At 38.7% G+C, this 19,103-nt stretch carries 19 protein-coding genes; 5 read left to right on the forward strand and 14 right to left on the reverse strand.

What is annotated here, in order from left to right; all coding sequences use genetic code 11:
• Window positions 1-5: 5 nt before the first annotated feature.
• The 11 genes from AC1PJP_RS16610 to AC1PJP_RS16660 form a co-directional block, all read right to left on the reverse strand.
• Window positions 6-986 (reverse strand): DNA polymerase III subunit delta', encoded by a 981-nt coding sequence (locus AC1PJP_RS16610; RefSeq protein WP_198307917.1) that lies wholly within the window; start codon window positions 984-986, stop codon window positions 6-8.
• Between the two features lie 13 nt (window positions 987-999).
• Complete coding sequence (gene kdsB, locus AC1PJP_RS16615) at window positions 1,000-1,761, reverse strand: 3-deoxy-manno-octulosonate cytidylyltransferase (protein WP_107880085.1); 762 nt, start codon at window positions 1,759-1,761, stop codon at window positions 1,000-1,002.
• A gap of 9 nt (window positions 1,762-1,770) precedes the next feature.
• Complete coding sequence (lpxK, locus tag AC1PJP_RS16620) at window positions 1,771-2,781, reverse strand: tetraacyldisaccharide 4'-kinase (RefSeq protein ID WP_479767745.1); 1,011 nt, start codon at window positions 2,779-2,781, stop codon at window positions 1,771-1,773.
• A gap of 2 nt (window positions 2,782-2,783) precedes the next feature.
• Window positions 2,784-4,511, reverse strand: coding sequence for a lipid A export permease/ATP-binding protein MsbA (msbA, locus tag AC1PJP_RS16625; protein WP_151826716.1), 1,728 nt, complete (start codon window positions 4,509-4,511; stop codon window positions 2,784-2,786).
• On the reverse strand, window positions 4,508-4,936 hold the full coding sequence (locus tag AC1PJP_RS16630; protein ID WP_004642621.1) for an ExbD/TolR family protein: 429 nt from the start codon (window positions 4,934-4,936) through the stop codon (window positions 4,508-4,510). The genes msbA and AC1PJP_RS16630 overlap by 4 nt, the downstream gene beginning before the upstream one ends.
• Window positions 4,937-4,950: 14 nt before the next feature.
• On the reverse strand, window positions 4,951-5,586 hold the full coding sequence (locus tag AC1PJP_RS16635) for a MotA/TolQ/ExbB proton channel family protein (RefSeq protein WP_013198088.1): 636 nt from the start codon (window positions 5,584-5,586) through the stop codon (window positions 4,951-4,953).
• A 50-nt stretch (window positions 5,587-5,636) separates the two neighbouring features.
• Window positions 5,637-6,524 (reverse strand): ParB/RepB/Spo0J family partition protein, encoded by an 888-nt coding sequence (locus AC1PJP_RS16640; protein ID WP_005304694.1) that lies wholly within the window; start codon window positions 6,522-6,524, stop codon window positions 5,637-5,639.
• On the reverse strand, window positions 6,521-7,303 hold the full coding sequence (locus tag AC1PJP_RS16645) for a ParA family protein (protein ID WP_003651453.1): 783 nt from the start codon (window positions 7,301-7,303) through the stop codon (window positions 6,521-6,523). The genes AC1PJP_RS16640 and AC1PJP_RS16645 overlap by 4 nt, the downstream gene beginning before the upstream one ends.
• A 21-nt stretch (window positions 7,304-7,324) precedes the next feature.
• Entirely contained in the window at window positions 7,325-7,957 is a 633-nt protein-coding gene (gene rsmG, locus AC1PJP_RS16650) for a 16S rRNA (guanine(527)-N(7))-methyltransferase RsmG (protein WP_151826714.1), read from the reverse strand.
• Between the two features lie 87 nt (window positions 7,958-8,044).
• Complete coding sequence (gene murU / locus AC1PJP_RS16655) at window positions 8,045-8,734, reverse strand: N-acetylmuramate alpha-1-phosphate uridylyltransferase MurU (protein WP_479767748.1); 690 nt, start codon at window positions 8,732-8,734, stop codon at window positions 8,045-8,047.
• The gene (locus AC1PJP_RS16660; RefSeq protein WP_416667669.1) at window positions 8,734-9,747 is read right to left on the reverse strand and encodes an aminoglycoside phosphotransferase family protein; all 1,014 of its coding nucleotides are present in this window, start codon (window positions 9,745-9,747) and stop codon (window positions 8,734-8,736) included. Before AC1PJP_RS16660 ends, murU begins: the two co-directional genes overlap by 1 nt.
• Window positions 9,748-9,867: 120 nt before the next feature.
• Here AC1PJP_RS16660 and AC1PJP_RS16665 point away from each other — a divergent pair, with 120 nt between their 5' ends.
• The gene (locus AC1PJP_RS16665) at window positions 9,868-12,306 is read left to right on the forward strand and encodes an LPS-assembly protein LptD (protein ID WP_479767749.1); all 2,439 of its coding nucleotides are present in this window, start codon (window positions 9,868-9,870) and stop codon (window positions 12,304-12,306) included.
• Window positions 12,306-13,616: a peptidylprolyl isomerase gene (locus tag AC1PJP_RS16670; protein WP_199942178.1), complete on the forward strand. Its 1,311-nt coding sequence runs from the start codon at window positions 12,306-12,308 to the stop codon at window positions 13,614-13,616. Before AC1PJP_RS16665 ends, AC1PJP_RS16670 begins: the two co-directional genes overlap by 1 nt.
• Window positions 13,617-13,730: 114 nt before the next feature.
• Here the strand turns inward: AC1PJP_RS16670 and fba are convergent, their stop codons facing one another.
• The 3 genes from fba to AC1PJP_RS16685 all read right to left on the reverse strand — a co-directional run bounded on the left by fba (window position 13,731) and on the right by AC1PJP_RS16685 (window position 16,447).
• Window positions 13,731-14,768 (reverse strand): class II fructose-bisphosphate aldolase, encoded by a 1,038-nt coding sequence (fba, locus tag AC1PJP_RS16675; protein WP_005304678.1) that lies wholly within the window; start codon window positions 14,766-14,768, stop codon window positions 13,731-13,733.
• 121 nt (window positions 14,769-14,889) lie between these two features.
• Window positions 14,890-15,135, reverse strand: coding sequence for a hypothetical protein (locus AC1PJP_RS16680; protein ID WP_013198094.1), 246 nt, complete (start codon window positions 15,133-15,135; stop codon window positions 14,890-14,892).
• 124 nt (window positions 15,136-15,259) lie between these two features.
• Complete coding sequence (locus tag AC1PJP_RS16685) at window positions 15,260-16,447, reverse strand: phosphoglycerate kinase (RefSeq protein ID WP_151768065.1); 1,188 nt, start codon at window positions 16,445-16,447, stop codon at window positions 15,260-15,262.
• Window positions 16,448-16,585: 138 nt separating this feature from the next.
• Here AC1PJP_RS16685 and AC1PJP_RS16690 point away from each other — a divergent pair, with 138 nt between their 5' ends.
• From AC1PJP_RS16690 to AC1PJP_RS16700, 3 genes are read left to right on the forward strand one after another with little or no spacing between them, the layout of a single operon-like run.
• A complete protein-coding gene (locus AC1PJP_RS16690) occupies window positions 16,586-16,969 on the forward strand; it encodes a DUF2237 family protein (RefSeq protein ID WP_003651438.1) in 384 nt (127 codons plus the stop codon).
• Window positions 16,969-17,562: a Maf family protein gene (locus AC1PJP_RS16695; protein ID WP_151768066.1), complete on the forward strand. Its 594-nt coding sequence runs from the start codon at window positions 16,969-16,971 to the stop codon at window positions 17,560-17,562. Before AC1PJP_RS16690 ends, AC1PJP_RS16695 begins: the two co-directional genes overlap by 1 nt.
• 31 nt (window positions 17,563-17,593) lie before the next feature.
• On the forward strand, window positions 17,594-18,757 hold the full coding sequence (locus AC1PJP_RS16700) for a ribosomal protein uL16 3-hydroxylase (protein WP_447507018.1): 1,164 nt from the start codon (window positions 17,594-17,596) through the stop codon (window positions 18,755-18,757).
• Window positions 18,758-19,103 lie beyond the last annotated feature (346 nt).

The following is a 19,103-nucleotide window of genomic DNA, read 5'->3' on the forward strand; positions in this document are numbered from 1 at the left end:
TCCCCTTAAACATTCATTAACGTTATAAACAATTGATCTATAATAAGTTGACTTTGTACATTTTGCTCAACAAGCTTTTTTGCTTGTTGTAGTTCACTATAAATATTGAATAAGCTTTCTAAATCGTAATATGGAATTAATTGATCAAAATCTAAATCTGTATTTTTCTGCGGTTGATTTAGCTTGACACAAATTAAATCTCCCAACAAGTACTCAAAAAGTACGATAAAATCGCTAAAACTTAATTCTTTTTGCCATTTTCCTGAGAAAAATAAAGGCATATTTTTTTGAGCTACAATTTTTAGCCAGTCATTTAAGAAAGTCTGTCGTTTAGTAAACCAATCACTTTTTGCAATTTCTATAGCTTGTAAAGGCATATCATTAGATAGACCAAGCAATAAATCAGGTTGGACTTCTGCAATTTCAGATAAATGCTCATTCAAATATGAAGTAGCCTGCTCATATGAAATGCGGTCTAAAGCAAAGTGCTGCAATCGGCTACGAATAGTGGCTGGTAATTTAAGGTAGTGATCGGCCAATAAAATTAAAACAACACGCTCACCTGGTTCTTCCAAGGTTTTTAATAGCGCATTTGAAGATGCTAAGTTAAGAGCTTCAGCAGGTTCAATAAGAATAACGCGCCAACCCTCTCCTGTTTGTTGCACGAAAGGCAGTAAATCTCGAATCTTTTCGATTTTTATTTTTGCATTTTGCTTTTTATTTTCTTCATCTGTTGTGATATGGACATAATTTGGATGAGTATCCGATTTTAACCATTGACAGCTGCTACATTCACCACAAGCACCATGAGGCTGCTTATTTAGACAAAGTACCCACGCCAAGAAATGCTTAGCAAATGCATGTTTCCCACAGCCTTCCTTGCCATAGAATAATAGGCCATGTCCAATATTGGGAAACCTTGTTGTTAAGGTATCCCATGTTGTTTTCTGCCAAGGATAAACCTTTGAAGTTACATTCGGATTCATTAAAAATTAACGCTTATTCAAAAGATTCGACTGGCATATTATTTAAGCGATCAAGATCAGCTTGAGTGTCCACACCGGGTGGTAAATTTGCTTGGGCAACAGCAATCGCAATACGATGACCATTTTCTAAAACACGTAATTGTTCAAGACTTTCTAATTTTTCAAGCTTACCCATATCCCAGGTCACATATTCTTGCAATAAGCTCACTCGATACGCATATAAACCTAAATGACGAAATGCTTGTGTATGTAAAGTCGGTTCATCATGTTTAGCCTCATCCCGATCATAAGGAATAGTAGCCCGGCTAAAATATAAAGCTTCATTTTGTTTAGACATGACTACTTTTACAATACTATCGCGCTGAAACTCATCTAAGGTATGAATTGGCTCGCACAACGTCGACATTGAACAATTTGGTTTATCAACCAAAAGTTTTGCAACTTGCTTAACAAGTTGGGCTGGTAATAAAGGTTCATCTCCCTGAACATTTACAATAATGTCATTAGCATCCCAACCTTTAATGCGCGCAACTTCGCTTAATCGGTCTGTTCCTGATGGATGATCAGGACTTGTAAGAACAACATCTACACCATCTGCACGGCAAATCTCAGCAATACGTTCATCATCTGTTGCCACACATAGATCATCAAAACCTTCGACTTTTTTGGCTTGATCCACTACACGTAAAATCATAGGACGGCCATGAATAAGCAACAATGGTTTACCTGGCAAACGCGAACTTGAAAAGCGTGCTGGAATGACGATGTGTTTCATTTTTTCTTCCTAAGATAATTGGATATCAAGTTGTTGCAGTTGCTGCTTTAAAACCTGATAACACTCTACAGACAGGATAGCTTTAACAGGAACAACCCAAATAGGTTGTTTAAATTCTGGATATTTTTTAAGCAATGGCAATAATTTAACTGCATCTTTTTCAGTTGTAATAAGTGGCAGTTCATCATTAAAAATTAAATCATCGATTGCGTAATCATGATGGTCACGAAACGCATGTTCTTGAAATTGTTTCAGACCTAAATCTTTAAGTGTTTGATAAAAACGCTGTGGAAAGCCAATCCCAACTACAGCATGATAATTACTTTGAGGATTAAAAATGTGTTCGACCCTTCGCGAAGGATTGAGTAAATATGGTTGTCCAGTATCAAGATGCATATTTAATTCTGTAGTTGGTTTATACGCATGTTCAATTACTGTTCCAGTTTCTAAACGCTCAACTGGCTCTCTCAAAAATCCTTCAGGTAATAGTTTTTGATTTCCTAAGCCTCGATTTTGATCGAGTACAATCCACTCGATTTGTCGTCCCAGTGCCCAATGCTGCAAACCATCATCACTAATAATTAAATCTACTGATGTTGATGCTAATAAAAGTTCAATTGCAGCCTGTCTATTAGGACCTACTGCCATTGGTACACTTGTCGATTGAACAATTAATGCAGGCTCATCTCCAACCTGAGTTGCTTGAGCACCCGAAGTAACTAACATGGGAAAAGGACCTATACCACCATATCCACGGCTAATGACCCCAACTTTGACATTATGCTGTTGTAGATAATTCACCAGTTGTATTAATAATGGAGTTTTTCCACTTCCACCCACAGTAATATTACCAATCACCATGACCGGTACAGGTGCTTTATAAACTTTCTTTAAACCCACAGTATAAAAATTACGATTTAATAGAAACCCAGCACGATACAAACAAGATAATGGACGTAAAGCAATCAACCAACTCGATTGCTTATTCCATGCATTCTGGATCAGCTGGGCCAATGACATGCTTAGTTATCCTCAAAATTACGCTGATGTAATTGATAATAAGCACCATGTTTTTCAAGAAGCTCTTTATGAGTACCTTGCTCAAGGATTTGCCCTTGATCCATCACTACAATACGATCAGCATTTTCAATTGTTGATAAACGGTGTGCAATAACGATCGTTGTACGGTCTTGCATCGCTTCATCAAATGCTTGCTGAATAAAATGTTCAGATTCATTATCGAGAGCACTTGTAGCTTCATCTAAAATTAGAATTGGAGCATTCTTTAAGATTGCTCGAGCAATTGCAATTCGTTGACGCTGACCACCAGATAGGTTTAGACCTTGTGCGCCTAAAACAGTGTCATAACCGTTTGGCAAATTCATGATGAAGTCATGTGCATAGGCTGCTTTTGCCGCTGCATAGATTTTTTCATCTGATGCACCTTCCAACTGACCATATGCGATATTTTCACGAACAGTACGATTAAACAATATAACCTGTTGATTTACCATTGCAATTTGCGTGCGCAGACAAGAAAGTTCAATATCATTAATTGGCAAATCATCTAAATAAATTTGTCCACTCGATACTTCTTGAAAACGTACCAACATATTCACTAATGAACTTTTACCAGCTCCTGAACGACCAACCAATGCCACTGTTTGACCCGGGAGAATATCTAAAGAAAAATCTTTAATGGCTGCTACGCCATCAGCATAATTTAATGTCACATGATCAAAACGGATTGCACCATTTAATTTAGGCTTCAATTGACCGTTATTTTGCTCTTCAGGTAAATCTAGTAATTCAAAAACAGAATGAGCTGCTGCTAAACCACGTTGTAGCTTTTCATTTACATCAGTCAAGCTTTTAACTGGTTTTGCTAATAGACCAGCAGCTGTAAGATAAGCCACAAATTCACCAGCACTTGTATTACCTAAAATCTGAGGTCGCAAAGCTAACCATACAATAAGGGCCATAGCACAAGCCATTACTACCTGAACAACTGGACTATTCAGGTTTTGCACAATCACCATTTTTAAACCGCGTTTTAAGTTCTCTTCCGATGACTTATAGAAACGTTTTTGTTCAGATTCTTCACCAGCAAAAGTCTTTACTACAGCATTACCATTAATACTTTCTTGGACAACATGGTTCACATCACCCATAGTGTCTTGAACTTGTAACGAAAGCTTTCGCATACGTTTCGAAGCTTTACGTACCAATACACCAATTACTGGTAAAAACACAAAAACGCATAAGGTAAGACGCCAATTGGTATAGAACAGATAGCCTAATAGTCCAATAGTAATCATCCCATCCCTAACAATGGTTCTTAATGATTCCGAAGAAGCAGCTGTTAGCTGTTCAACGTTATACATAATTTTGGCAGTAATATGGCCAGATGAGTTATCTAAGTAATATTGTGCTGGGAGTCTTAAAAGTTTGGCGTAAACTTCCTGACGAATACTAAAAACTAAACTACGGGAAATCACAGCAGTATAGTAGCCGCCCATAAATAGGCCTAAGCCGCGGAAGAATACTAATAAAATAATTAATAACGGGAACCAATCCAAATCTGCTCTACTGCTGTTTTGGATTGCATCAATAATAAATTTAATCAATTTAGCAACGGAAACTTCTGTTGCTGAGTTAATACCGAACCCGATAAGTACTAATAAGGCCACGCCCCAATAAGGTTTTAAATAGGCTAAGAGACGCGTATAAACCTTAAAATCTTGATTCACTCAGAAAAACCTCTAGAAGGAACTTTGGTACTAATATTGATGTTAACAAAACCGAGTTGTCCTGCCACATCCATAACGCGAATTACATCCTGATGAGACGCTTTGGCATCCGCAGCAATGATGAACATAAAGTCACGGTGCTCTTGAGCAACTTGCTTAATTGCAGTACTCAGATCAGCAACCTCTTTAGATGAAAGCGCTTGACCATTCACAGCATAATGACCAGCAGAGTCTACCACGACTTCAATTTTATGATCGTACTGTTTTGGTGGAACACCTTGTGCATCTGGTAATGTTAAATTGATGCGACTTGGCTGATTAAAAGTGGTCGACAGCAATAAAAAAACCAAAATGAACAACAAACAGTCAATCATAGGCGTTAAATTGATATGAATGTCTTCAACTTGAGAACGTTTAAACTTCATTTGGCGTCCACCTCTTAACCAACACGGCGGTGTTCAGCTACAGATGAAGAACGCTTATAGAACAATGAAGCATGAAACAAGGTCGATTGCTGTTCTAATTCAGCAATATAATCTTGCACTACTCTTTGGAAATAGCGATAAGCAATTAGAGCAGGAATTGCAATTAACATTCCCACAGCTGTGGTAATTAATGCTTTAGAGATACCAGGGATCATTAAACTTGGACTACCAGCCGATCCAAAATCAATCACAAGAAATGACTCAATAATTCCCACCACAGTGCCAAGCAATCCGAGTAACGGCGCTACAGCACTTAAAGTGCCCAAGAAGTTAATATTTTTTTCTAAATAGGAAATTTCTTGAGAAGCTGCAACTTCCATTTGCGCGCGAGCAAATTGCTCACCATGTTCGCGATGCTCAAAGCCTGCTTTTAAAATGTGTCCCAATGCACTATTTTGCACTTCTACATTTTGTTCTAAACTTTCCACTATATCTTCAGCTCTTAAAGAGCTCTTACCGCTTAATGCTTCGGGTAGAACTTGTGAACGTCTTAACCGAACAAAACGTTCAATACTGATCGCAACAGTTAAAATTGAGCATAGAATTAAAGGCAGCATCAACCAGCCACCCGCTCTCACAAGTTCCCACATATGTTCTTCCCCAAGAATATAAAATTAGAAATACATGACCCATCTGCAAATTATTCTGGCAAGCAAATATTTAAAATGCCATCTAACTCATCCAAGGTATGATAATGAATAACAAGTTTACCCTTACCTTTTTGGTTATGATCAATTTTTACATTAGCACCAAAACGCTCTGATAATTTTTGTGTCAATTGCTCAATATCTGGTGCTACAGGCGCTTTTTCCTTTTCCTGCTTAGGCTCACTTCTATCACGCACCAATTGCTCTGTTTGACGAACTGACAATCCTTTCTCGATTACAATTTTAGCAACTTCTAATTGATCTTTACCTTTCAATGTCAAAATTGCTCGAGCATGCCCCATATCAAGCTGCCCTTGCTGCATGAAATCTTTAATATCATCAGCTAAACTCAATAAGCGCAGTAGATTACTGACAGTAGTACGTGCTTTACCAACTGTGTCAGCAATTTCTTGATGACTTAAACCAAATTCATCATGAAAGCGTTGTAGAGCTATTGCTTGATCAATTGGATTTAAATCTTGACGTTGAATGTTTTCAATTAACGCTAATGCAATTGCCACCTGATCATTTAAATCACGAACAATTGCAGGAATTTCAGTTAAGCCCGCAAGTTGAGCTGCACGCCAACGACGCTCACCTGCAATGATTTCATATGGATGTGTTTCATCATCAACTGGACGGATTACAATAGGCTGCATCACGCCATGTTTTTCAATAGAAGATGCTAACTCTTGTAAATCATGCTCATGAATAAAACGACGTGGTTGATATTCACCACGCTTCAGTAAATTCACATCAATTTGTTTTAACTGTCCGTGGTCTAACGCCTGTGCTTCCAGTTGTAGTTTTTCTTTTTGAATTGAACCAAGTAATGCATCTAAACCACGTCCTTTAGCCAATCCGCGTTTTTTGATGCTCATACTTTACTTCCTTTCTTCACTTTACTTCTCTTTAACATCTCAGCTGCAAGATTTAAGTATGCAACTGCACCTTTAGAACTTTTTTCGAAATAGATAACAGGCAACCCATGTGCTGGTGCTTCTGCTAAGCGAACATTTCGTGGAACAACAGTATCATAAAGTTTCTTGCCGAAATATTGCTCTAGTTCTGCAGACACATCACGTGTTAAAGCATTTCGTGCATCGTACATCGTGCGTAATACACCAATAATTTCTAAATCAGGGTTGAGTGCTTTTTGAATACGATCAATAGTCTGGGTTAAATCAGCCAAACCCTCTAGCGCATAATATTCACATTGCATTGGAATAATTACACTATCTACAGCCGCCAAAGCATTGACAGTAATCAAACTCAAACTTGGAGCACAATCTACAATGATATAGTCAAATGAGTTTCTGATTTCATTCAAAGCGTTCTTTAGAATGAATTCACGACCTTCCTGCTCTGCGATAGCGAGCTCTACACCTGAAAGCTCACGATTGGAACCTAGAACTTTATATCCAACTTCTGCTTTTTGAATGGCTGTTTCAATTGGAACTTCGCCAAGAAGAACATCTGTAATTGAATACAAAAGATCGTTCTTTTGAATACCAGACCCCATCGTAGCATTACCTTGTGAGTCCATATCTACAAGTAATACACGTTTTTTTAATACAGCTAGAGACGCTGCAAGATTTACTGCAGTCGTTGTTTTACCAACACCACCCTTTTGGTTTGCAATCGCAATAATTTGAGCCATGGTAACCTTAATACTTTTTATTTAGATACGTTGAAGTAAAAGTAAATGACGTTGTTCATCAAGTCTTGGTACGCGCAGTTCAATCACTTTACATGAAAAGCCCTGCTTGAGCTGCTCAATTTCCTCAACTGGCACTACACCTTTCATCGCTGCGATTATACTGCTCTGATGAAGATATGGCTGAGCTGCATCTACAAAGTCCGTTAAAGAAGCAAAAGCTCGACTTGTTATGACGTCAAACTGGCCAAGCTCATCAATTGTATCTTGATTCTCAACACGTGTTTGCACTGCCACAACGTTACTCAATTTTAGATCAGCAATAAATTGCTTCAAAAAACGAATTTTTTTACCATTAGAATCTAAAAGAACACATTGGCGTTGTGGCTGACAAAGAGCAATAATCATGCCAGGCATTCCACCACCTGTACCCACATCAAGTAGTCTACCTTCAGGTAAGTCATTTAAAATACTTAGACTATCCAACAAATGCTTCACTAACATTTCTTTCGGATCACGAATTGCTGTCAGATTATATGCTTTATTCCAAAGTACCAAAGCATCTTGATACTTTAACAATAATGCCAAAGCTTCATCGCTAAGCGATAAACCTAGTTTTTGACTACCCTGTTGTAACTCTTGAAAAAACGGATGCATAAACAGATAACATCTAAGTAAAATTTAAAACAAAGTATACCCATTTATGCATCGTGGAACACTAGTTAACGATTAGGGATTACACACTTAATCGTAGAAGCCTTCACGAATTTGCAAATCTAGCTCCATTAAACGCTCAGGCGTTCCCACATCGACCCATGCACCTTTAAGCTTTTCACCAGATATTTTTTGATTGTGCATCGCTTGCTTCAACAGTGGAGCTAAAGGACGTTTACCAGGTTCCAATCCATCAAAAAGCTTAGGATGGATAACAGATACACCACTAAAAGTGAGATTCTCACCCTTCACATCTTGATCGAATGTAAAAGCGCGTCCATCCAATAATGTAAAGTCGCCTTCGGGATGCTGTTTAGGGTTATTAACCAATACAAGATGTGCTAAATCATCATTTAACTTAATATGGGGTAGAGCTTCAAAATCCATTGTGGTCCATACATCTCCATTCACCAGAATAAACGGATCTGTTCCAAGCAGTGGCAAAGCATTAATAATTCCACCAGCTGTTTCTAGCCCCTCATCCTCTCGTGTCCAACGGATATCTACACCAAATTGAGAGCCGTCTCCTAAGCTACTGATGAGTTTATCTGCCAACCATGCAGAATTGATGACGATTTCAGTCACACCAATTTTCTTAAGCTTTTCAATATGCCACACAATTAGCGGCTTACCGCCTACCTCAAGCAGAGGCTTTGGTGTATATAGCGTAAGTGGACGCATACGATTACCCAAGCCAGCAGCAAGAATCATTGCTTTCATTATGCTGCTACCTCATAGCTACCATATTTCTCGATAAATTTAGGCATCACTGTGTTATTTATAAATACCATAAATTCTTCAAGTTCAGCGTAACCACGACTTTCTTCAAGTAAATACCACATGACTCGCGGCAAGTCTTTTAAGTATCCAGACTTACCATCACGCTCAAACAAACGAACAAAAATGCCAAGAATTTTAATATGGCGCTGAATAGCCATTAAATCTGCATCACGCTTGAATTGCTCAAAACTGCGGTTCTGTTTGGCAGACTCAGGCAATAAGTCATAAAATGTTCTAAACCATTGATAAACATGCTCAGCATTCCATTGAACATATGCATCACGAGTAATCGAAATTAAGTCATATGTATCAGCACCAATAACAGCATCTTGGAAGTCGATTACTCCAAGCTCTAGTTCATTTTCAATTTTCATCAGATTACGACTGTGAAAATCTCGATGTACAATAACTTGCGGTTGGGCTACTGCGGCACGAGCCAAGAAATCAAATGCATCATCAATCGTTTTTTTCTGCTCAGCAGTCGGCTGAATAGCAAGCGATGGCAACATCCAGTCTGTGAGTAACTGCATTTCCGACATTAATTTTTCGTAGGAATAAGCTGGAAACTGGTTAGTCCCATCAATAGATTGCAATTGAATAAGTTGTTTAAAACTTTGTTCATAGTATTTATCGACTGTTTCATCATTTAATAATGTAGACAACAGCACATCACCAAAATCTTCCAATAGCAGAAAACCTTGAGCCAAATCTTTCGCGACGATCTGCGGTACGCGTACACCATGGCCTGCAAAAAATTCGTCAATGGTCACAAACGGAACACAGTCTTCTTTTTCTGGAGGGGCATCCATAAGCATATACGTTTTATTTTGTAACTGGATACGCGCATAACGTCGGAAGCTTGCATCACCTGCTAAAAAAGCGATCTTAAATTGATCATTTTTAAGAACAGATGTAAGCCATGTATATATCAATTGTTCACGTTGTGTATTCATTTGCAATAAAATCTAAAACAAGCTGAGATTTTTGAAGGGTTAAGTGTAGCCACTTATAAACTTTTTCTCTATGATGCGACAATAATTAATTGTGAATTAGCATACTTGGTTAATGAGACAATGAAGCATCAGTTTAAATTTAATCCTTTAGCGACAGCTATTTTTACGCTCTTATGTGGCTCCATACAATCAAGTTATGCTGAGTCAGCTGATGTTGTCTCCAATATAGACAATAATCAACTTAAAGCGAGCATCAAAGAAGCCTACCCGGGTCAAGAATTCTTTCAACAGTACTATGTTGATAAATCTGCACCTGAGGCCCAGCTTCGTGACAATAAATATTTAAGCTCGGCATTTTGCCAGGGTACTTGGGTTACACCGATTAACCCACAGACCAAAGCCTTAGATGCCGATAAGACAACCTCTGTCGTTACGGCTAATTATGGACATTATAATCCTGCCGGTGACTCGGTTTTAGAAGGCGATGTCGTTATTGATCAGGAAGGACGCACAGTTCGTGCTGACAAGGTTACGATTGATAAGACCCAAACCTTTGCACACGCACAAGGCCGAGTACAACTCGCTCAAGGTGGGTTGCTTTCACAGAGCGACGAAATTAATTACAACCTAAAAAACCAGACTGGTAATTTAGAAAATAGTTTTTATATTTCTGAACAGCAACATGCTCATGGTCATGCAGGGAAAATCGAAAGAACATCACCAAATGTGATGGTTCTTAACGATGCTACCTACTCGACTTGTCCACCGGGTCAAAAACCTGGTTGGAAAATTCAAGCAAATAAAATTGAGTTAAATCAGGAAACTGGACGTGGTACAACCCACGGAACAAAACTATATGTTAAAGATGTTCCAGTTCTAGCAATTCCCTACTTTAACTTCCCAATTGATGATCGCCGAACTACAGGTATTCTTAATCCACAGTTTGGTTTCTCAAACGATGGTGGTGTTGAGCTTTCTATTCCGGTTTATTTAAACCTTGCACCTAACTATGATCTGACACTTACTCCACGCTATTTAGCAGATCGCGGTGCAATGTTAAAAGGTGACTTTAGATATTTAACCGATGGCTTTGGTGCGGGCGAGATGTGGGGTGGCATGTTGCCATCTGACAAAGAATATGATGATAAAGATCGTAAAGATTTCCATTTCTTACATAACTGGAATATCAACGATCAATGGTCGACCAATCTAGAATACAACTACGCTTCAGATAAAGACTATTTCTCAGATTTAGATAGCAGCCCTAACTCTAAAACAGACCTAAACTTACGTAGAGCATGGGAACTTAACTATCAACACGGTATTCCGGGTTTAAAAGCTCAGCTTAAAGTTGAAGATTTCCAGACACTTGACCCAGACATTGCCGATGTTGATAAGCCTTATGCACGCTTGCCACAATTCTTATTAAATTATGTCACGGGTAATCCATTAGGTTTACAATACGAATTTAATAACGATACCGCATACTTCAAGAAATCAATTAATGATGATTCTGCTCAGGAAAGTAGCGGTACACGTATCTACAACCAGTTTGCAACACGCTACAACTACCGCACACCAGCAGCATTTGTAATTCCTGAAGTTTCAGTACGTTCTATTCAAACATTCTACGATAAAGACAGTATTGCATCTCAAGGTCTAGATGGCGGTTCTGAAAATAAATCAGTCGTTGTACCTCAATTCACATTGGATACTGGACTGAATTTTGAACGTGAGGGCAAGTACCTACAAACACTTACCCCTCGTGCGTTTTATGCATATGCTCCATACAAAAACCAAGACAACTATCCAAATTTTGACTCAACTTCAGCATCAGTAAGTTACGATCAATTATTTAACCCTTACCGCTTCTACGGACATGACCGTCTTGAAGACAACAACTTTCTATCACTTGGCGTAAGCTATAGCCTTTTTGACACAGTCGGCTTAGAGCGTTTACGTGCAAGTGTTGGTCAAAGTTATTATTTTGAAGATCGTCGTGTGACATTAAAGCAACAAGATGAGATTGATACTGAAAGTAACACTGGTCCAGTTGTAAGTTTAACAAGCCAGTTAAACCAAAACTTCACTATTGCTGCTAACTCAGCATGGATGTCTAATGGTGACAATGCTCAGCGTGATTTCCAAGTTTATTATACTGGAGATAAAGGAAACCTATATAACTTAGGCTATTTCTACCGTAAAGACATTGCAGGACGTCAAGATACTTACGATCAGGTTGTTGCATCGTTTATACAACCAGTTAAAGATAATTGGCGTATTATGGGCCACGTACAATATGACATGGACAATGATGTTGCCCGCGAGATATTACTAGGGGTTAACTATGAGTCATGTTGCTGGGGCATTTCTGTCTATGGTCGCTCATACTATAACGATCTAGATGATCCAAAATCTCCAGATGTTAGTGAAAAACGTGCCATTATGGCCGAAATTACGCTAAAAGGTTTAGGTGGTTTAAACAATAAACTCGCGTCTTTACTTGAAAATCGCGTTTTAGGTTTTAACAAAATTAATCAATCTTGGACACAACGTTAATGAAGACAAAGCATCTTAAACAGTTTTTTAAAGCAACTACCCTTGCTGCCCTAATCTCTTCATCAATGCATAGTTTTGCCCAACCCGCTGATGAAGTTGTGGCAATTGTGGACAATAGCGTAATTTTAAAAAGTGATCTTCAACAAGGGATGGCTGAAGCCGCTCACGAACTACAAGCACAAAAAAAAGAGGTTCCACCTCAGCAATATTTACAATTTCAGGTGTTAGATCAACTCATCTTGCGTGAGGCACAACTTGAACAAGTTAAAAAATATGGCATCAAACCTGATGAAAAAAGCTTAAATGAAGCAGTCTTAAAAGTAGCAAGTCAATCTGGAAGTAAAAGTTTAGAAGCTTTCCAGCAAAAGTTGGATGCTATGGCACCAGGAACTTATGAAAGTTTACGTGGCCGAATCGCTGAGGATTTAGCGATTAGCCGTTTGCGCCAACAACAAGTCATGTCCCGTATTAAAATTAGTGACCAAGACGTAGAAAACTTCTTGAAATCACCTCAGGGACAAGCTGCTTTAGGCAACCAAGCGCATGTGATTCATATACGTATTACTGGTGATAATCCGCAGGAAGTTCAATCTGTAGCTCAAGAAGTACGTTCGAAGCTTGCACAAAGTAATGATATAAACGCATTGAAAAAGCTTTCAACTGCAAATGCAAAAGTTGATGGGGCTGACATGGGATTCCGCCCACTTTCAGATATTCCTGCCGAGCTTGCAGCCCGTATTACCCCATTACAAGAAGGTCAAACAACCGACTTAATTTCAGTACGTGATGGTGTACATGTTTTAAAGCTTATTGAACGTAAACAAAATGAGCAAAAAGCTTTAGTACCTCAATATCAAACTCGCCATATTCTTATTCAACCGTCTGAAGTGGTTAGCCTTGATAATGCCAAGCAAATTATTGACAACATCTATAAGCGCTTAAAAGCTGGCGATGATTTTGCAACTCTTGCAGCGACCTACTCAAATGATACAGGCTCTGCGCGTGATGGCGGCAGTTTAGGTTGGGTGACGCCTGGCATGATGGTGCCTGAATTTGACAAAAAAATGCAGGAAATTCCTGTCGGTGAAATCAGCGAACCATTCCAAACTCAATTTGGTTGGCACATTTTACAAGTAACTGAAAAACGTGAAAAAGATATGACTCATGAATATCAAGAGCGTATGGCACGTCAAATTTTAGGTGAACGTCAATTTAATACTGAAATCGACAGCTGGTTGCGTGAAGTGCGTGCGAATGCTTATGTAGAAATTAAAGATCCAAGTCTAGACAAAAAGAACTTACAAAAGTAAGTCTTTTGTCTTCATTAAAACCTGCGTTCATCGCAGGTTTTTTTATGAATAAAATTCACTTAATAAAAAACCGGTTATAAATAACCGGTTTTTTAAATTAAACCCTAACGGGAATTATTTATAACGATCAACCATTTTCTCTAAAGAAATTGGACGAATCTTGTCAGCATTTCCAGCTGTACCAAATGCTTCATAACGATCGATACAAATTTGCTTCATTGTATCAACTGTTTTAGCAAAGTATTTGCGTGGATCAAACTCAGATGGATTCTCTGCCAAAAATTGACGAATCGCACCTGTTGAAGCTAAACGTAAATCAGTATCAATGTTGATTTTACGTACACCGTGTTTGATTGCTTCTACAAGCTGCTCAACAGGTACGCCATAAGTTTCGCCAATATTACCGCCAAACTCATTGATTACCTTTAACCATTCTTGCGGAACAGAACTCGAACCATGCATTACAAGATGAGTATTTGGTAATGCCGCATGAATTTCTTTAATGCGGTCAATTGCCAAAATATCGCCTGTAGGTGGACGCGTAAATTTATACGCACCGTGTGAAGTACCAACTGCAATTGCTAGTGCATCAACATTTGTATCAGCAACGAACTGAGTCGCTTCTTCAACAGAAGTTAAAAGTTGTGAGTGGTCTAGCACACCTTCTGCGCCAACACCATCTTCTTCACCAGCCATACCAGTTTCAAGGCTACCTAAACAGCCAATCTCACCTTCAACAGAAACACCACATGCATGCGCTAAAGCAACGACATTACGAGTTACATCAACGTTGTATTCGTAAGATGTAGGTGTTTTACCGTCTACACCTAATGAACCGTCCATCATCACAGAGCTAAAGCCAAGCTGAATTGAACGCTGACAGATATCAGGGCTTGTACCATGATCTTGGTGCATTACCACTGGAATATGTGGCCATTCTTCAATTGCAGCCAAAATAAGATGGCGTAAGAATGGAGCGCCTGCATATTTGCGAGCTCCAGCTGATGCTTGAACAATTACAGGTGAATTGGTTGCATCCGCGGCAAGCATGATTGCGCGCATTTGTTCTAAGTTATTTACGTTAAATGCTGGTACGCCGTAGTTATGTTCAGCAGCGTGATCCAAGAGCTGGCGCATTGAAATGAGTGCCATAATATCCTCCCAGGTAGTGCGGGTTATTCTACCCTTTCATTTATTTCAATTCAGCAACAAATCACAGTATTTCAAAAAAAATCCCCGCATATGCAGGGATTTTTTAACAAAAAACAACAAATTAATGTGTTTCTGAAGCAGCAGCCTCACTTGATGCACTACCTTCAACCACATCAGTATTCTTTTCATCTAAAACTGGCTTATCAATCGCATCAATTGCTGCTTGTTGCTCAGGCGTTACTTTTTCAGAAACAGCAGTAGAAGCTGCCGATTCTTGCCCAGCCTGAGATGCTTCATCTTTCTTAGCACAAGCAGTCAACATCATCGGTACAATTAACACAGCAGCAAATGTAAGCTTTAAATTCATCACTATTGTCCACAGTTGGTGATTTAATGCTCGCTATTTTATTGCAGATATATGACAGTTTAATGACCTATCCATGAAAAAAGGGATTGGCAACCCAATCCCTCCTTCTTTTTAGATAACAGTATTAAGCGCGCTCAAGTAGAACCGCAACTGCTGGCAAAGTCTTTCCTTCAACAAACTCAAGGAAGGCACCGCCACCTGTAGAAATATAACCAATTTGATCAGCAACGTTATATTTATCAATCGCAGCTAAAGTATCTCCGCCACCAGCAATAGAGAAACCAGCAGATTCAGCAACAGCAAGCGAAAGCGCTTTCGTACCTTCACCAAACTGATCAACTTCAAATACGCCTACAGGACCATTCCAAAGAATCGTTTTTGATGTTGTTAAAATATTTGCAAATGCTTTAGCTGTTTCCGGACCAACATCTAAAATCATGTCATTTGATGTTACATCTTCTACTTTCTTCACAACTGCTTGCGCTGCTGCTAAAGAACCTAAGAAATCTTCAAAGTTAATTTGCGAAGCATCCGCAACTACCACATCTGTAGGAAGTGGAACACTTACTTTAGCTGCAATTTGTTTTGCAGTTTCAACCAAGTCAGCTTCGTATAGTGACTTACCAACATTGAAACCAGCAGCTGCCAAGAATGTATTTGCAATACCACCACCAACGATAAGTTGATCACAAATACTAGAAAGTGAGTTTAGAACATCAAGTTTAGTTGAAACTTTAGAACCTGCAACAATTGCAACCATTGGTTTTTCAGGAGTTTGCATTGCACGGCCTAGTGCATCTAACTCAGCTGCCAATAAAGGGCCAGCTGCTGCAACTGGAGCAAAGCGAGCAACACCTTCAGTAGACGCTTCTGCACGATGAGCAGTACCAAATGCATCCATTACAAATACATCGCATAATGCAGCATATTTTTGTGCAAGCTCTGGATTATTTTTCTTTTCGCCATGGTTAAAACGTACATTCTCAAGCAATACAACTTGACCAGCTTCAACCTCTACGCCATCTAGGTAATCTGTTAACAATTTAACTTCTTGACCCAATACTTCTGTTAAATAAGCAGCGACTGGTGCAAGTGATTGTTCCGGCTTTGGTTCACCTTCAACAGGACGACCTAGATGTGAAAACACCATCACTGCTGCGCCTTTTTCTAAAGCACCCTTGATAGTTGGTAATGCTGCACGTAAGCGAGCATCACTAGTAATCACACCATTTTTGACAGGAACGTTTAAATCTTCACGAATAAGGACACGTTTACCTGTTAAGTTAAGGTCAGTCATACGCTGAAAATTCATGTAAAGCTCTCTTTATGATTTTAAAAACGCGCCAATTTTAAATGATTACATCAAAAAAGGTTAGTTTTTTTGCATAAAAGCTGTAGAAAGCCTGAGTTTTGATTATGATAGAGATAGTCATTTGATATTTCATCCATTATGTCTATTCATCCAGATCCACAAATCAATCGTTTAAATGTTTTAGGGGAACCTTTAGCAAGTTGTTGTTTCGACCCTATTACTGGCTATTTTAGAAATGGCTTCTGCCACACGGCAGTAACAGACCTTGGTCAGCATACCGTATGTGCGCAAATGACCTCTGATTTCTTAAATTTTTCACAAAAAATAGGTAATGATCTTATTACCCCGTTACCAGAAGTAGATTTCCCTGGTCTAAAACCCGGTGATTTCTGGTGTATCTGTGTAACCCGTTGGGTTGAAGCATATCAAGCAGGTCAAGCACCTCCTATCAAAATACATGCATGTCACCAAGCTGTATTAAGCTATGTGCCTTTAGATGTTTTAATGGAATTTGCAGTGTAATGGTTCAGCCACAAATTATTTTGGCATCAAGCAGTCAAACCCGTAAAGCTTTAATGGATCGCCTAGGGATTAGCTATATCTGTGTGAGTCCTGATATTGATGAGAGCCCTCGCAGTGAAACCCATGCCGATGAACTTGCGAAAAGGCTAGCTTTCACAAAAGCTCAAGTGATTGCTGCACAAAACCCACATGCAATTATTATTGGTTCCGATCAAGTCGCATGGCGAGAACACGCTCCTAACGACTTCATTGGTAAACCAATGACCACTGAAAATGCCAAAATACAGTTAGCAGAAAACTCAGGTCGAACTGTCTTCTTTAGTACGGCACTCAGTGTGCAATGGCTTGATGGGAGTTTTGAGCAAACGCTTGTTGAACATTATCAAGTTAAATTCCGAACCCTAACTCAAGCTGAAATTGAACGATATATTGCATTAGATCAACCACTCCATTGTGCTGGTAGCTTTAAGTGTGAAAGTTTAGGAATTAGTTTGTTCGAAAAAATGACTGGCCTAGATCAGACGACACTTATGGGTTTACCCATGATTCAACTTTGCCATATTTTAAGGCAGCTTGGTCTACAAATTCCTTAATTTTAGATGTTTTTATAAATAGGTTATTTCCATGACAGAACCTTTAGCAGTTTTAGGCGGTATTACTGCCGAACAATTTTTAGCAGAATATTGGCAGAAAAAACCTTTACTGGTACGTAACGGGTTGCCAGAAATTGTCGGTCTTTTAGAGCCCGAAGATGTGCAAGAACTTGCTTTGGAAGAACATGCGAGTGCCCGACTCATTCGCCAAAAAGATAAAAATCCAAATGAATGGCATGTCAAGTCTTCACCTTTAACCAAGGGTGATTTTCAAAAGCTACCAAAACTATGGACGCTTTTAGTACAAGCTGTAGATCATTATTCATTTGATTTGTCTGAACTTTGGAAAAAATTTCCATTTATTCCTCAATGGCGCCGCGACGACATTATGGTCTCTTACGCTCCTAAAGGTGGTTCAGTAGGAAAGCATTTTGATTTTTATGATGTGTTTCTAGTTCAAGGTCATGGACATCGTCGCTGGCAGTTAGGACAAATGTGCGATGCAAATACTGCCTTTGTACCGAATCAACCATTAAAACTCTTGCCAGAAATAGATGTACAATTTGATGAAATTTTGGCACCTGGTGATTTGCTATATGTTCCACCTGGAATGGCGCATTATGGCGTTGCTGAAGATGATTGCCTAACGTTCTCATTTGGTTTTCGCATGCCAAACGTTGCAGGGATGATGGAACGTATTAGTGATCAATTTTCAGCTAATAGTTTATTGCAAAATCCTGTTGTTGACATAGTACGCAAACAGATAAGTCAAATTGGTGAAATTAATACCTCTGAACTTAGCCACCTAAAAGACTTAGTATTAGCTCAATTACAGGATTCGGCAGCACTTGATGCCGCTATCATGTCTTATATGAGTGAACCTAAATATCCGGATAATATTCCAGAGGCTGATGAAATCGAAGCCGATGACTTGAAGGAAATTTTACATGAAGGTTACGAAGTTCTTTTAGAGCCTGCCTCTCGCCTACTCTATACAGAAAAAAACGGCACCCTAAACTTTTGGGGCAATGGTGAAGCCCTATTTATAGCTGAGTCCTTTGAGCAAAAATTAAAAGCAATTGCTAATGGAGAAAGTCTAGCTTTCGATAGCCAATTTAATGATGATGAAACATTAGAGAACGTTGCTCACTTGTTAAATGAATCTATTCTGATGCTTTTACCTCCTGCAGAGTAAACGTCTTAATAAAAGTAGACTTTTACATGACCGTGGAAAAGTCTACTTTTTAAATTAACAATCTAACTCAAAATAAACTCGATTATTACTCATTAAATTTACCTGAAAGTCCTTAAATAGCGCGTAATTAAAGTTATTAAGCATAAAAAATTTTGAAAACAAAATTAAAAATAGAAAACCTTATTATTAGAGAAATAGCATACCTCTTACTTACTTTTTCCTTAAAATTTAAACGATACCGTTTAAAAAAATAATATCTTTTTTCTATCAATAACAAACAATACCTTGTAAAATTAAAGATCCAGATTCTCATTAATACAGATCACAGTTCAAGCGAATAGCAATT

It is taken from the genome of Acinetobacter sp. V116_7 (assembly GCF_056735735.1).

Excerpts from the sequence above, each read along its gene's own strand:
- AC1PJP_RS16610 (WP_198307917.1), bottom strand. The coding sequence starts at position 986 with ATGAATCCGAATGTAACTTCAAAGGTTTATCCTTGGCAGAAAACAACA.
- kdsB (WP_107880085.1), bottom strand. The coding sequence starts at position 1,761 with ATGAAACACATCGTCATTCCAGCACGCTTTTCAAGTTCGCGTTTGCCA.
- lpxK (WP_479767745.1), bottom strand. The coding sequence starts at position 2,781 with ATGTCATTGGCCCAGCTGATCCAGAATGCATGGAATAAGCAATCGAGT.
- AC1PJP_RS16630 (WP_004642621.1), bottom strand. The coding sequence starts at position 4,936 with ATGAAGTTTAAACGTTCTCAAGTTGAAGACATTCATATCAATTTAACG.
- AC1PJP_RS16635 (WP_013198088.1), bottom strand. The coding sequence starts at position 5,586 with ATGTGGGAACTTGTGAGAGCGGGTGGCTGGTTGATGCTGCCTTTAATT.
- AC1PJP_RS16640 (WP_005304694.1), bottom strand. The coding sequence starts at position 6,524 with ATGAGCATCAAAAAACGCGGATTGGCTAAAGGACGTGGTTTAGATGCA.
- AC1PJP_RS16645 (WP_003651453.1), bottom strand. The coding sequence starts at position 7,303 with ATGGCTCAAATTATTGCGATTGCAAACCAAAAGGGTGGTGTTGGTAAA.
- rsmG (WP_151826714.1), bottom strand. The coding sequence starts at position 7,957 with ATGCATCCGTTTTTTCAAGAGTTACAACAGGGTAGTCAAAAACTAGGT.
- murU (WP_479767748.1), bottom strand. The coding sequence starts at position 8,734 with ATGAAAGCAATGATTCTTGCTGCTGGCTTGGGTAATCGTATGCGTCCA.
- AC1PJP_RS16660 (WP_416667669.1), bottom strand. The coding sequence starts at position 9,747 with ATGAATACACAACGTGAACAATTGATATATACATGGCTTACATCTGTT.
- AC1PJP_RS16665 (WP_479767749.1), top strand. The coding sequence starts at position 9,868 with ATGAAGCATCAGTTTAAATTTAATCCTTTAGCGACAGCTATTTTTACG.
- AC1PJP_RS16670 (WP_199942178.1), top strand. The coding sequence starts at position 12,306 with ATGAAGACAAAGCATCTTAAACAGTTTTTTAAAGCAACTACCCTTGCT.
- fba (WP_005304678.1), bottom strand. The coding sequence starts at position 14,768 with ATGGCACTCATTTCAATGCGCCAGCTCTTGGATCACGCTGCTGAACAT.
- AC1PJP_RS16680 (WP_013198094.1), bottom strand. The coding sequence starts at position 15,135 with ATGAATTTAAAGCTTACATTTGCTGCTGTGTTAATTGTACCGATGATG.
- AC1PJP_RS16685 (WP_151768065.1), bottom strand. The coding sequence starts at position 16,447 with ATGAATTTTCAGCGTATGACTGACCTTAACTTAACAGGTAAACGTGTC.
- AC1PJP_RS16690 (WP_003651438.1), top strand. The coding sequence starts at position 16,586 with ATGTCTATTCATCCAGATCCACAAATCAATCGTTTAAATGTTTTAGGG.
- AC1PJP_RS16695 (WP_151768066.1), top strand. The coding sequence starts at position 16,969 with ATGGTTCAGCCACAAATTATTTTGGCATCAAGCAGTCAAACCCGTAAA.
- AC1PJP_RS16700 (WP_447507018.1), top strand. The coding sequence starts at position 17,594 with ATGACAGAACCTTTAGCAGTTTTAGGCGGTATTACTGCCGAACAATTT.